Raw genomic sequence first — 12538 nt, 5'->3', positions numbered from 1 at the left:
CCCTAAAAGGTAACTGAAGGGGGAAACCATAGCTGAAACGTACTGCCTGCCCCCGCTACAGAATGGACCTGAATGCTACCCTGGTGCAGCTGCATGATTTGCTTAGCTAGGCTCAGCCCAATCCCGGAGCCGTTGGGGCGGGTGGTGAAAAAAGGAATAAATATGCTGTCCAGCACGTCGGCAGGGATACCGCTCCCGTTGTCTTTCACCTCAATAACTACTCGTTGCTGTTCATCGGCCCAGGCTTGCAGGCTAATGTGAGGATTAGGAGTTTGGGTGACTGCCTGCGCCGCATTGAGCACCAAATTGATGAGCACTTGTTCCAGCAGGTGGCCGTCGGCATGCAGGGTGAGGTGGGCAGGCCGCACGCTGAGGGTAACCATAATGCCTTGCGCGGCCAGTTGTTTCGCTAGTAGCTGCTGGGTGGCCTGCAGCAGTTCCTGCACATACAGGGTCGTGCGCTGCGGCGAGGCTAGGGTGCTAAAGTCTCGGTACACTTTAGCAAAGCGCAGCAGCCCTTCACTGCGCTGCTGAATGATGCGAATGCCGGTGCCCACATCGTCGAGCAGCTCATCTGAAGCCGCCTGCTGCCGGGCGCCTTGCACGTGACGGCCCAGTGAATCCGCTAGCGAAGCAATGGGGGCTACCGAGTTCATGATTTCGTGCGTCATGACCCGGAGCAGTTGCTGCCAGGCAGCGGTCTCGGTATCCGCTAGGGCTTGGCTCACGTTCTTGAAGGCCAAAAGGGTAAACGATTCGCCGCGTAGCTTAAACTGAGTGGCCGACACGAGCAGCTGCACTGTTTGGGAACCCACCATCAGCTTTACCACCACCGGCTGACCGGGCACTGCCTGGCAGATGGCTTCGTAAAGAACCGGCTGCCGAGTTTGCAGCGCCCGGATATTTTTTAGGTACGGCAAGTGCAGCGTCTGTTTAAACGCCTCGTTCACCCAAGCCACGTTGCCCGCCGCGTCGTAGGATACGATGCCCGTATCAAGCAGCGCCAAGATGATTTGCAGGTACTGAAACTGCCCTTCCTGCTCGGCCCGCAGCTCCCGAAACGTGGCGTTGACTTGGTTGAAAGCCTCATGCAAGGGTCGCAACGACGCCGGACCGGACTGCGCCGGGTACTGCCGCGAAAAATCCCGGTATTGGAGGGCCAGGGTAAAGTCGGCCAGTGCCTGCTGCCCGCGCGTCAGGTATCGGGTTAGGTCCAGGACCAGCACTACCAACAGCACTAGGGTCCCTAAGGCTAACCCGTAAGCGTAGTGTTGCAAGGCGTAACCGCCCACGACTAGCACAGCTACCAGCAGTACTAATCGTCCGAGCAGGCGAGCATCCAGGCTATTAAATATCATGCTTATCGAGCCGACGATAGAGGGCAGTGCGGGTAAGGCCTAGTTCCTTGGCCGCTTTGGTAAGGTTGCCCTGATGGCGCTCAATGGCCTTCTGGATAGTATTTTTCTCTACCTCCAGCAGCGGCAACGGCTGCTCAGCCCCGGTTTCCGCTGGCGCTGCCGCCGCAGAAGTAGCAATTGATTCGGGGTTTCGAAACGAGAAATCGGCCGGCAGCAATACGGAGCCAGCCCCCAGGATAACAGCCCGCTCTACCGCGTGTTGCAGTTCCCGTACGTTACCGGGCCAGGTGTGCTCCCGGAGCTTGTGCAGAGCCGCGGTACTGAATTCCGGCACGGGTTGCCGGTTGCGGGCGGCGTACAACTCCGCAAAGTGCTGGGCCAGCAGTATCACGTCGTCGCCCCGTTCGCGCAGGGGCGGCAGCGTAATTTCAACCGTATTGAGGCGGTACATCAGGTCCTGGCGGAAAGCACCGCGGGCTACCAGTGCGTGCAATGGCGCGTTGGTAGCCGACAACAACCGGATATCCACCGGTACGGGGGTATTGCTCCCCACCGGCACCACCTGGCGGTTTTGCAGGGCCGTGAGCAGCTTGGCTTGCTGCGGTAGGGCGATGTTGCCAATCTCGTCCAGAAACAAGGTTCCGCCGGTAGCCGCCTCGAAACGGCCCACGCGACTGGCCTGGGCATCCGTGAACGCACCCTTGGTGTGCCCAAACAGCTCACTTTCAAACAAGCCCTCGCTGAGGGCGGCCACATCGGCGGCTACAAAGGGTCTGGCAGCGCGGCGCGACTGCTCGTGCAGGGATTTGGCGACTAGTTCTTTACCCGTACCGTTTTCGCCCAATAGCAGCACATTAGCCTCAGTTGGGGCGACTTTTTCAAGTATAGCGCGGACCTCCTGCATGGCAGCCGACTCGCCTAGCAGGACGGTAGTAGCGGCCGGGGCGGCTGACTTTTTTAGGCTGCTTCCACTTTTGCTGCTGGGTTTGGGGTGGAGGGCGGCAGCCAGCGTTTGCAGCAGCTGTTCGTTGTGCCAAGGCTTGAGCAGAAAGTCGGTGGCACCGGCTTTAAGGGCGCGCACCGCCGTGCGCACGTCGCCATAGGCTGTTAAAAGGATAACGGCCGTCGTGGGGGCCTGCTCCAGAATGCGGCTTAACCAGTAGAAACCTTCGTTGCCCGTCGCCTGACCACTGCGGTAGTTCATGTCGAGCAGCACGGCATCGAAGTGTTGCTGGCGGAGCAGAGAAAGTAGCAGCTCGGGGTTTTTCTCCGTCACTACTTCCCGCACCTCCGTTTTGAGCAGCAGCTTGAGGGCGAACAGCACATCAGGCTCATCGTCTACCACCAGGATGCGGGCGTGCGTAAGATTCATGAAGAACTGGGTTGATAAAACGTAAAAGTCGGGGCTAGTAGTTGCCGTACCAACTTAGGCCACATAAACCGTGCAGACCTTGGAAAATACTGGTTTTCAACTCGCCAAGCCCTTCGTCATCTAGCGGCTCATTCGGAATGTATCGGAACCGAACGGTAAACTGTATCAAAACCGGACGTTCAGTAACAACTTGCTAGCAGTTTCTCAGATTACACATCTGATTTTCAGATTATTGCAGTCAAGGCACCGTTTTTGGCACTGCTGGTTTCTAGCTTTTTGCGGCTGTTGCCTGCGCCAAATTGAATGGATGTTTTGATACCAAAGAAAAAATGGTGCTTTGTTGCCCGCTGGTGGTGGTTGGGGGCTCTGCTGCTAATGGGTATGGGGGTAGCCAGCCTCTACTGGCCTAGGCCAGGCCAGCGGCTACACATCGAGGCCAGCCGGCTCACCATTAGCCCCGTCACGCGGGGCAACTTTCAGGAGTTTACGGCCATTGATGGGGTGGTGCAGCCGCTCCACACCGTGTATCTGGACGCAGCCGAGGCCGGCACGGTGCAGCAAATACTGGTGGAAGAAGGCGCGACCCTCGTGGCGGGCCAGCCGTTGCTGCGGCTGACTAATCCCGACTTGCAGTTGGAAATGGTGAACCGCGAAACGGCCGTGTACGACCTGATGAACAACCTGCGCAACACCCGCAATCAACTACTGCAAAACCGCATTCTGCGCCAAAATCAACTTGCCGACATTGACTTTCAGCTGGCCGAAGCCCGGCGGGTGTTCGACACCAACCAGGTGCTCTACGACCAAAAGGTGATTGCGCGGCAGGACTACCTGCAAAGCCAGAACGCCTACCTCTACCAGCTACGCCGGCGTCAGCTGACGCAGCAAACCATGCATCAGGATTCAGTGGCCATGCAGCAGCAGCTGGGCACCATGCAAGAATCGGTGCAGCGCATGACCAGCAACCTGGCACTGATGCGGCGCAAGATGGACGACCTGCTGGTGCGGGCCCCGGTCGGCGGTAGACTCAGCTCGCTGCCCGCGGAAGTGGGCGAGGTCAAAACGCGCGGGCAGCGCCTGGGGCAAATTGATGCACTGGCGGGCGTGAAACTCCATGCCACGGTGGACGAGTTTTACATTGCCCGTATCGCGGCCGGTCAGGTGGGCGAAGTGGTGGTGGAGGGCCAGACATATACCTTGCGCGTGACCAAAATCTTCGCGCAAGTAGCCAAAGGCCTGCAAATCGACTTAGCCTTTACCGGCGCGGCCCCGCTAGGCCTGCGGCGGGGCCAGACCCTCCCCATCCGGCTGGCGCTGAGTGCGAAGGCCCCGGCGGTGCTGCTGCCGAAGGGAGGGTTTTACCAGCAAACTGTGGGCAACTGGGCCTTTAAGCTGACGACCGACGGCACCCGGGCCCAGCGGGTAGCCATTCGGCTAGGGCGGCAAAACCCCAACTACTACGAGGTGCTAGCCGGCCTGCAGCCCGGCGACCAGGTTGTGACTTCCAGCTACGAAGGCTACGCCGACCAGCAAGAGCTGGTCCTGAACAACCATCAGCCCTAGAGTTTTCAATAACTAGTTGACCATAAAAAGGCTATTGCTCATGATTAAGACAGAAAACCTGGATAAAATATACCGCACAGAAGAGGTGCAAACCAAGGCGCTGAACCAGGTCTCGCTGACGGTGGAGCAGGGGGAGTTTGTGGCCATCATGGGCCCCTCGGGCTGCGGCAAATCAACGCTGCTCAACCTGCTAGGCCTGCTCGACGAGCCCGACGGCGGTAGCCTCCAATTGCTGGGCACCGAAACCAGCCGCTACTCCGAGCGCCAGCGGGCCGAGCTGCGCAAGCGCAGCCTGGGCTTCGTGTTCCAGAGCTTCAACCTGATTGACGAGCTGACGGTATTTGAAAACGTGGAGCTGCCCCTGCGCTACCTCGGCGTGGGGGCCGCCGAGCGACGGCAGCGGGTGGAGCAGGTGCTGGAGAAAATGCAGCTGCTGCACCGGCGCAACCACTTTCCGCTGCAACTCTCGGGCGGGCAGCAGCAGCGCGTGGCCGTGGCCCGCGCCGTGGTGAACGCCCCGCCGCTGCTGCTAGCCGACGAGCCCACTGGCAACCTCGACTCGGCCAGCGGCCACGACGTGCTGGGCCTGCTGACCCAACTAAACGAGGCGGGCACCACCGTGCTCATGGTCACGCACTCCGAGCACGACGCCCGGTACGCCCGACGCGTCGTTCGCCTACTAGATGGGCAGGTAGTGCTCGAAAACAGCCGCAGCCAATTCTAACCGATTCCTCCCCTTTCGGCCATGCTTCCCTACCCCCTGCTGCTCATTTACCGCAACTTTAAGCGGTTCAAAGGCACGTTTTTCATCAACCTGATTGGCCTCTCGACCGGCCTAGCCTGCGCGCTGCTCATCTACTTGTGGATAAGCGACGAGCGCAGCTTCGACCGCTACCACGCCTTAGACGCCCGGCTTTATCAAGTGATGGAAAACCGCCGCACGGCCGCCGGCATCGAGACCCAGACCGGCACCATGCCGCTACTGGCCGAGGCCCTGCGGCGGGAAATGCCGGAGATTGAACTCGTGGCCACCACCACGCCGGTCCCGTTCTTCCCCGGGTTCACGCTGGCGGCGGGCGGCCAGCACCTGAATGCCGTCCCCAAATACGCAGACCCAGCCTTCTTCCAGCTGTTTTCCTACCCCCTGCTGGTAGGTACCCCCGCCACGGTACTGCGGGATAAAAACGGGATTGTGCTCTCCGAAGCCCTGGCTACCAAACTCTTTCAGACGCCGCAGAACAGCCTGGGCAAAGCCGTGGAATGGCAAATGGCTGACCGCAAGCAGACCTGCCTAGTGGCCGGGGTGTTTGCCGGGGTACCCCGCAACTCGTCCGAGCAGTTTGACTGTGTGCTGCCGTTTGCCTCGTTTAAAGACATGATGCAGATGAGCGAGACCATCAAGTGGGACGATAACGGCCCCTTCAACACCTACTTAGCCTTGAAGGAGGGCGCCGACCTCGCGCAGTTTCAAGCCAAGCTGGCAGGGTTACTAAAAACTAAAAGTGCGCAGGCCCAGGCCCAGGGGCGCACGCTGTTCGTGCGGCCGTTCTCGGCGGCGTATCTGCACGGCACCTACGAAAATGGCGTCGCCACTGGGGGACGCATTACCTATGTGCGGTTGTTCGCCCTGATTGCGGCGCTGATTCTGGTGATTGCCAGCATCAATTTTATGAATCTATTCACCGCCAAGGCATCGCGGCGGGTAAAGGAAGTGGGCATTCGCAAGGCGCTGGGGGCGAGCCGCGCCGCGCTGGTGGGGCAGTACCTGACCGAATCGGTGGTGATGGCCTTGCTGGCCCTGGTGGTGGCCATAGGGTTGGTGCAGCTCGTGCTCCCGCAATTCAGCGAGCTGACGGGTAAGCCGTTGGCCTTGCGGTGGGATTGGCAGTTGGTAGCAGCTAGCTTAGCCCTTGCCCTGGGTACGGGGGTTTTGGCGGGCAGCTACCCCGCGTTCTACCTGTCGGGTTTTCAACCGGCGGCCGTATTGAAAGGCAAGCTGCCAACCAAGGCCGGCGACGTGTGGACGCGGCAGGGCCTAGTGGTGCTGCAATTCACACTCTCGGTGCTGTTCATAGTGGCCGTGGTGGTTGTCAACGCGCAGTTGGCGTTTGTGCAGCGCCAGCCGCTGGGCTACGACAAAGCGCACGTGCTCCGCTTTGATACGGGTGGCAAGGCGGCGCGCCAGCAGACAGCCTTTCTAAGTGAGGTGAGGAAGTTGCCCGGAGTCGTACAGGCATCCAGCGTCCTGGGCGGCTTCTTTGGGGGGCGCTACGTCGCGGAGATGAGCTGGCGGGGTAAGCGCCTGCCCGTAGCGACGATGCTGGTCAACTACGACCTAGTGGAAACGATGGGCCTGCAATTGGTAGCGGGCCGCAGCTTTGCGCCGCAGTTCCGCGCCGACAGCGCCGCCATCCTCGTCAACCAAACCCTGGTGGCCGGGCTGGGGATGCCGGACCCCGTGGGCCAGCAACTCGACGGCGCCCGCATCGTGGGCGTAGTCCGCGACTTCCACTACGAGTCACTGCACGACAAAATCAAGCCCCTGCTCCTCAAGCTCGACCCTCAGATTAACACGGTGCTAGTGAAGCTCCAGCCGGGCGCGGAGCAGGCCACAATTGTGCGGCTTCAGCAACTGTACGCCGCCTACAACCCCGGCTTTACGCTCGACTACACGTTTCTGGATGCCGACTACCAGGCCCAGTACGTATCCGAGCAGCGGGTGGCGGTGCTTGCCCGCTACTTTGCCGGGCTGGCCATCCTCATTTCTGCCTTGGGCTTGCTGGGGCTAGCGGCCTTCACGGCCGAGCGGCGGCGCAAAGAAATCGGCATCCGCAAGGCCTTGGGCGCTAGCGAGCTGAGCATTGTGTGGCTGTTGACCGGCAGCCTGACCTGGCTGGTCGTCGTGGCCATCGTACTGGCGCTGCCGATGAGCTACATACTTATGCAGCGGTGGCTGGAGGGCTTTGCCTACCGCGTGGCGTGGCAGTGGTGGTTTTTCGCGGCCGCTGGAATGGGGGCTCTGCTCGTGGCTTGGCTCACGGTAAGTGTGCAGGCCTGGCGGGCCGCTCGCCGCAACCCCGTGCTAAGCCTGCGGTCGGAGTGATAGGCAAAGTTGGTAGCGCTGAATGGCAAGATAGACGACCAACCGCGCGGCCGTTGCGCGCGGGCGCAGGCATGTCCTAAAACATCTCGTTCAGCCCGGTTGTCTCTCCACAACAAGCACAAATCATCAACTGTCTGTTGCGCCAGCGCTATCAAGAGGGTATGGAGTACCAGCTAGGTGCCTAGGGCTAAGTCGTTACCGTTTTAGTGTTGTGGAGTACCCGCTTCGCGTAACAAGCCTTGGAGCAGTGGCAGAAACCGAAGTAGGTCTGAGCCCGGATTATATGCCCCCTCTAGCCCTTGCTGCATGAACACGGCAACATGCTGGGCTTCTACCACTTCACGCGGCCCAAAGTCATTGCGGCACGTCAATCACGCAGCTATATTCCTTAACAACTTAGGAAACGTCGCTCAGCGGATTAGCCTAGATGCTTCTATTCCTACTCTATTGCTACCCTTAACACAGTTGGGTTGGTTTGGCACCGCTAGACAATTTAGAGCGCGGCCTAGTGGCCTAGAAGAATTGAGGGACAGTGTAATTACTATCTAGCCGCGTGCTAGGCCACTGCCTTACGGAAACAGAATGCGTTTAACTTCGTAGCTCGACAATACAGGATATGCTTCTCGGCCCATTTCAGCGGTTTCACCTACCTTCACTGGCTCGTAGGCCAGTCTTTACTCACCCCTAGGCCCCTCGCCTTCCGCTCATGCTCTCCAACGTCATCTTTTACTCCCTGGATAAAGCTATTCGGCGCTACCGCCGGTTTGCGCAGATCAACATCGATAAGGCGGGAGTTGACATTACCATTGACCAGTGGCTGGTATTGCGCGTGGTGGTGGAGCACGACGACCTGACCCAGAATGAAATTGCCGAACGCGTGTTCAAGGACCAGGCCTCGGTGGCACGCATTCTGGCGCTGCTGCTGCGGCGGGGCCTGCTGCAATCGGAGCCCCAGCCTAACGACGGGCGCCGGACCCGCCTGCGGGTTTCGCCGGCGGGGGAGGCAGCCCTGGCGGCCGTGCACCCCGTAGTGCTCAGCAACCGTGCTATTGCGCTTGATGGCCTCAGCGAAACCGACCTCGACCACCTGCGCCAGGTGCTGGACCGCATATATCGTAACTGCTCAGCAGACCCGGCCGAGGGTGCCGAAGCGGCGCGCGAGGCCTAGACCCACTAGGCCACTCCCCACAACGGTCATCGGCTGCTTTTACTGGCTTCGGTCAGAGGTGCGAGCCTGAAGGTAGTTTGCGAGAGGTGCTTTCCAAGTCGGCTGGTTTCCGGCTCTACAGTAGCTTGGGCAATTGCGCCCCGCCGGGCTTTCTGCTAACTTGCGGCCCCTTTCGGCACCGTGCCGAACTATTTACTCAATCACTCATTCACTCATTCACAGATAGATGGGACGCGCATTTGAATTCCGCAAAGGCCGCAAAATGAAGCGCTGGGACCGGATGTCGAAAGATTTCACCCGCATCGGCCGAGAAATCGTTATGGCCGTGAAAGAATCTGGCCCCAACCCCGATACCAACTCGCGCCTGCGCACGGCCATGCAGAACGCCAAGGGCGTGAACATGCCCAAAGACCGCGTGGAGGCGGCCATCAAGCGCGCTAGCAGCAAAGAGGAGAAAGACTACCAGGAAGTGGTGTATGAGGGCTACGCACCTCACGGTGTGGCCATCGTAATTGAAACCGCCACCGACAACCCTACCCGCACCGTAGCCAACGTGCGCATGTACTTCAACCGCGGCAACGGCGCCCTGGGCACCGCCGGCTCTTCTGACTATACCTTCACCCGCAAGGGCGTATTTAAGCTGGCAGCTGAAGGCCTCGACCTCGATGAGCTAGAGCTGGAACTTATTGACGCCGGCGCCGAGGATGTGTACTCGGACCAGGAGGAAGACGAGCACGGCAACGTGAAGGAATACATTGTGGTAGAAACGGCCTTCACCGATTTCGGCCAGATGCAAAAAGCCCTGGAGGAAAAGCAGCTGAACGTGGTTTCTGCTCAGCTCCAGCGCGTGGCCAACACTACCGTGCATCTTGAGGGCGAGCAACTCGAAGAAGTAATGAACCTCATTGAGAAGTTTGAGGAAGACGATGACGTGCAGGCTGTGTACCACACGCTCGGCTAAATCACGGCTATAAACGGCCGCGGCTTACTCAACTTCTTGTTGGTAGGTACCGTGCCTGGAACGTGGGCAGCTTTCTTTGCGGAGAGCTGCCCACATTTATTTTTGGCCGGTGGCCGCAGTACGCACATGTGCGCTTTAGTTTTATAGCCCTTAAGCCCTATCATGAAGAAATTACTTACCCTTCTATTCCTGCTATACTCGGTAGCAGCCACCGCCCAACGCGCTGCAGTAGACGCCTTACGACAGAAGGAAAACGTAACGGGGCTACAACTGGTGTACACTAAAAAAGGCGAAACCCAACAGTATAGCCTAGGGCTGCGCCAGGCGGGCACCACCCAGACCGTAGATGCCAACACCATTTTTCAGGCCGCCTCTCTGGGCAAGGTGGTACTGGCCTACACCGCTCTGCGCCTCCACGACCAGGGCCGCCTCGATTTGGATAAGCCGCTGCTGAACTATTACCCCTACCCGCGCCTGCAGCAGGAGCCAAGGGCCAACCTAATCACGGCCCGTATGGTGCTAGGCCACACCGCGGGCCTGCCCAACTGGACTGGCTACCCGCTGGCCGAAAGCTGGAAGACCTCCCCGCTGACGCTGAAATACGCGCCCGACAGCTGCTGGAGCTACTCGGGGGAGGGCTACGTATTTCTGCAGAAAACCCTGGAGCACCTAACCGGAAAATCGTTGAATCAATTGGCCCAGCAGGAGGTATTTGGCCCTCTGAAGATGAAGAACAGCAGCTTTACCTGGCAGCCGCGTTTCGACCAGAATGCCGCTTTTGGCCATGATAAAGCCGGTAGCCCCACCGATATTAAGCGCTTTACGGAGCCCAATGGTGGCTTCAGCCTACTCACTACCGCCGCCGATTACAGCCGATTTCTGCAGGCCCTCATGCGGGGTAAAGGCCTAAAACCAGCCACGGCCAAACTGCTCAGCACGCCCGCCAACGCCGCCACTCGTTGCACCACTCCCCTCACACCCACCGATGCTAACATTGCCTGGGCCTGCGGAGTAGGTCTGGCCACCACCACCCACGGACCCGCCCTCTGGCACTGGGGCGACAATGGCGACTTCCGGGGCTTCTTTATAGTCTTTCCCGAAACCCAGGAGACCCTGCTGTTCCTCACCAACAGCGCCAATGGCCTCCACCTAACCGACGACCTATTGCGCCTCTTCGTGGGAGCGGGCCAGTATCAGGCCATGCAGTGGCTAGCCGAGGAGAAATAATTCGTCTTACGCCCGATCATTATTCCTCAATAGGCCACGGGCACAAGCTTTACCCTACGACAATACTTACGTGGCTAGGCCACCTCACCCCACGGGCCGCTCGAAAGGAGCGGCTCGCTGCATTGTAGGCCGGTCTTGTAGTGATACGGGTACCCTTGATGTGGCTTTTCAGAAGCGTGCAACCTCTTGCTTAAGGAACTGCTCCTGTCAGTAGCGCAAGCGTTAGGTGTATTTGTACTACTCTCTCCTATTAATATTGATGAAGAAGATTCTACTACTTACCGTTGGACTGCTGGCCGCCCTGAGCAGCTGTAAGGAAGACGCTGATGTCCAGCAGTCAGCGGAGTTGGTGAAAGGAACATTGCCTTTTGAGAGCTCCAAGTTGAAAATCAGCGTGGCTAGCACCAGTTTGCCCGTAAGCATCCTCGACATCTACTTCCTTAATGAAACCACTGGCCTAGCCACCACCTACGACGGCAAAATTTACCGCACCACCGACCAAGGGGCTAGCTGGTCGGCGCAGTACAGCCCGGCCCTCCCCGATCAGCCGCTGTACCAGTTGTTGTTTACGGACCTAAAAACCGGGTACGCCGTGGGCGGCAAAAGCAGTTGCGGTGGTACGGGCTGCGTGCCGCCCGGCGGAGTTGTGCTCAAAACCGATGACGGCGGCACAACCTGGCGCAGGGTCTACTTGGGCACTCAAAACGAAGTGGTCTCGATTGCGGTCAATGCAGCTGGGCACCTGTTTATAGCTGCTAATGGCACACCAGCAGGGCTTTTTCGCAGCACGGACGCGGGAGCTAGTTGGCAGCTAGTAGAAACGGCGGGCAACTCCTTTTCAAAGGTGGTGTTCACCCCTACCACTGGCTACTATACGGGCGGCGGTGCTCAACTCGTACGCAGCACCGACGCTGGCGCTACTTGGCCCTCGAAAACATTGCTCAGCTACAACTACGCCAATGACTTGGCTTTCACGAACGAGCGGGGCTATTACGTGCTAGGCTACAGCCGTGCCTACACCACAAGTAACAACGGCGCTACCTGGGCTGAGGTGAATAGCCCTGTTACATCCATATCGAAGGTCAACAGCCTGACTACTTCTTCTGCCCTGCTGTGGGGCGGCGGCCACTCCACCGGCGGCGACTTCCCAATACAATACGCGGCAGTTGGCCAAACCACCGACGGCGGCAACACCTGGACTGGTACCGAATTTCAAGAACTTACACGGGTATCAACCGCGTATTTCTATACGCCTCAGCAGGGCTACGCCGTGGCCGGCAAAACACTGCTGAAAGTCACGGTAAAGTAGCAACCCAAGTCCCTAGGCCACTCGCCTAGATCAACTTAGTCTGCTCCTATAACTCCAGACTATCTTTGTGGGCCACGACTGCGTATTGCAGACGCTCCCTTTTCAGCGTCAACCAACTGCTTTTGTCCTATGCCCATCTCCTATAAACCACTCTTCCTTTTCGAAGCTGATGCTTTTTCCCTCGTAGAAATCAAGCTGCTGGATGTGCAGAGCGACGACCCCGCCGAGGTGTACTTCTGGCTGCGCTTTGACAAGGCCGACCACACGCTACACAAGCTGGATTTCGTGTCGATGGACAAGGATGGGGCCGAGCAGCAACGTGAGTTTCAGCAGGGCAAGCTCCAGTTCAACCAGAGTGGTGGCACCTACACTCCTTCGGAAGCCTCAGAGCCAGCCGAACTGCAAACGAAGAACACCTCTGATTTGCCCGCCGAGCTAGATGATGCCATTCAACGTTACTTCATTGGCGGCTGATAT

The 12538-nt window shown here is 58.9% G+C and carries 10 protein-coding genes; 8 read left to right on the top strand and 2 right to left on the bottom strand.

What is annotated here, in order from left to right; genetic code table 11:
- Positions 1 to 2: 2 nt before the first annotated feature.
- Both EU556_RS12005 and EU556_RS12000 read right to left on the bottom strand, forming a co-directional pair.
- Complete coding sequence (locus tag EU556_RS12005) at positions 3 to 1358, bottom strand: sensor histidine kinase (protein WP_135434343.1); 1356 nt, start codon at positions 1356 to 1358, stop codon at positions 3 to 5.
- A complete protein-coding gene (locus EU556_RS12000) occupies positions 1348 to 2730 on the bottom strand; it encodes a sigma-54-dependent transcriptional regulator (protein WP_135434342.1) in 1383 nt (460 codons plus the stop codon). Before EU556_RS12000 ends, EU556_RS12005 begins: the two co-directional genes overlap by 11 nt.
- A 303-nt stretch (positions 2731 to 3033) precedes the next feature.
- Here EU556_RS12000 and EU556_RS11995 point away from each other — a divergent pair, with 303 nt between their 5' ends.
- The 8 genes from EU556_RS11995 (at position 3034) to EU556_RS11960 (ending at position 12535) form a co-directional block, all read left to right on the top strand.
- The gene (locus tag EU556_RS11995; protein ID WP_135434341.1) at positions 3034 to 4293 is read left to right on the top strand and encodes an efflux RND transporter periplasmic adaptor subunit; all 1260 of its coding nucleotides are present in this window, start codon (positions 3034 to 3036) and stop codon (positions 4291 to 4293) included.
- A 40-nt stretch (positions 4294 to 4333) separates the two neighbouring features.
- Positions 4334 to 5017, top strand: a complete 684-nt coding sequence (locus tag EU556_RS11990; RefSeq protein ID WP_135434340.1) for an ABC transporter ATP-binding protein — start codon at positions 4334 to 4336, stop codon at positions 5015 to 5017.
- Between the two features lie 21 nt (positions 5018 to 5038).
- Positions 5039 to 7396, top strand: a complete 2358-nt coding sequence (locus EU556_RS11985) for an FtsX-like permease family protein (RefSeq protein ID WP_135434339.1) — start codon at positions 5039 to 5041, stop codon at positions 7394 to 7396.
- A 706-nt stretch (positions 7397 to 8102) separates the two neighbouring features.
- Positions 8103 to 8564, top strand: coding sequence for a MarR family winged helix-turn-helix transcriptional regulator (locus EU556_RS11980; RefSeq protein ID WP_135434338.1), 462 nt, complete (start codon positions 8103 to 8105; stop codon positions 8562 to 8564).
- Between the two features lie 226 nt (positions 8565 to 8790).
- Entirely contained in the window at positions 8791 to 9525 is a 735-nt protein-coding gene (locus EU556_RS11975) for a YebC/PmpR family DNA-binding transcriptional regulator (protein ID WP_135434337.1), read from the top strand.
- A gap of 162 nt (positions 9526 to 9687) precedes the next feature.
- Complete coding sequence (locus EU556_RS11970; RefSeq protein ID WP_135434336.1) at positions 9688 to 10752, top strand: serine hydrolase domain-containing protein; 1065 nt, start codon at positions 9688 to 9690, stop codon at positions 10750 to 10752.
- 259 nt (positions 10753 to 11011) lie between these two features.
- Entirely contained in the window at positions 11012 to 12061 is a 1050-nt protein-coding gene (locus EU556_RS11965) for a WD40/YVTN/BNR-like repeat-containing protein (protein WP_135434335.1), read from the top strand.
- Between the two features lie 129 nt (positions 12062 to 12190).
- Complete coding sequence (locus tag EU556_RS11960) at positions 12191 to 12535, top strand: hypothetical protein (protein WP_135434334.1); 345 nt, start codon at positions 12191 to 12193, stop codon at positions 12533 to 12535.
- Positions 12536 to 12538: the final 3 nt, after the last annotated feature.

The organism is Hymenobacter fodinae, from assembly GCF_004745825.1.
In the GTDB taxonomy this organism is placed as follows: Bacteria; Bacteroidota; Bacteroidia; order Cytophagales; family Hymenobacteraceae; genus Hymenobacter; species Hymenobacter fodinae.
Note: the sequence above shows the minus strand (reverse complement) of the source record. Positions and strands in the feature narration are given on the sequence as shown.

What these genes read in the sequence shown, in the direction of transcription:
- EU556_RS12005 (WP_135434343.1), bottom strand. Translation starts at nt 1,358, where the DNA reads ATGATATTTAATAGCCTGGATGCTCGCCTGCTCGGACGATTAGTACTG.
- EU556_RS12000 (WP_135434342.1), bottom strand. Translation starts at nt 2,730, where the DNA reads ATGAATCTTACGCACGCCCGCATCCTGGTGGTAGACGATGAGCCTGAT.
- EU556_RS11995 (WP_135434341.1), top strand. Translation starts at nt 3,034, where the DNA reads ATGGATGTTTTGATACCAAAGAAAAAATGGTGCTTTGTTGCCCGCTGG.
- EU556_RS11990 (WP_135434340.1), top strand. Translation starts at nt 4,334, where the DNA reads ATGATTAAGACAGAAAACCTGGATAAAATATACCGCACAGAAGAGGTG.
- EU556_RS11985 (WP_135434339.1), top strand. Translation starts at nt 5,039, where the DNA reads ATGCTTCCCTACCCCCTGCTGCTCATTTACCGCAACTTTAAGCGGTTC.
- EU556_RS11980 (WP_135434338.1), top strand. Translation starts at nt 8,103, where the DNA reads ATGCTCTCCAACGTCATCTTTTACTCCCTGGATAAAGCTATTCGGCGC.
- EU556_RS11975 (WP_135434337.1), top strand. Translation starts at nt 8,791, where the DNA reads ATGGGACGCGCATTTGAATTCCGCAAAGGCCGCAAAATGAAGCGCTGG.
- EU556_RS11970 (WP_135434336.1), top strand. Translation starts at nt 9,688, where the DNA reads ATGAAGAAATTACTTACCCTTCTATTCCTGCTATACTCGGTAGCAGCC.
- EU556_RS11965 (WP_135434335.1), top strand. Translation starts at nt 11,012, where the DNA reads ATGAAGAAGATTCTACTACTTACCGTTGGACTGCTGGCCGCCCTGAGC.
- EU556_RS11960 (WP_135434334.1), top strand. Translation starts at nt 12,191, where the DNA reads ATGCCCATCTCCTATAAACCACTCTTCCTTTTCGAAGCTGATGCTTTT.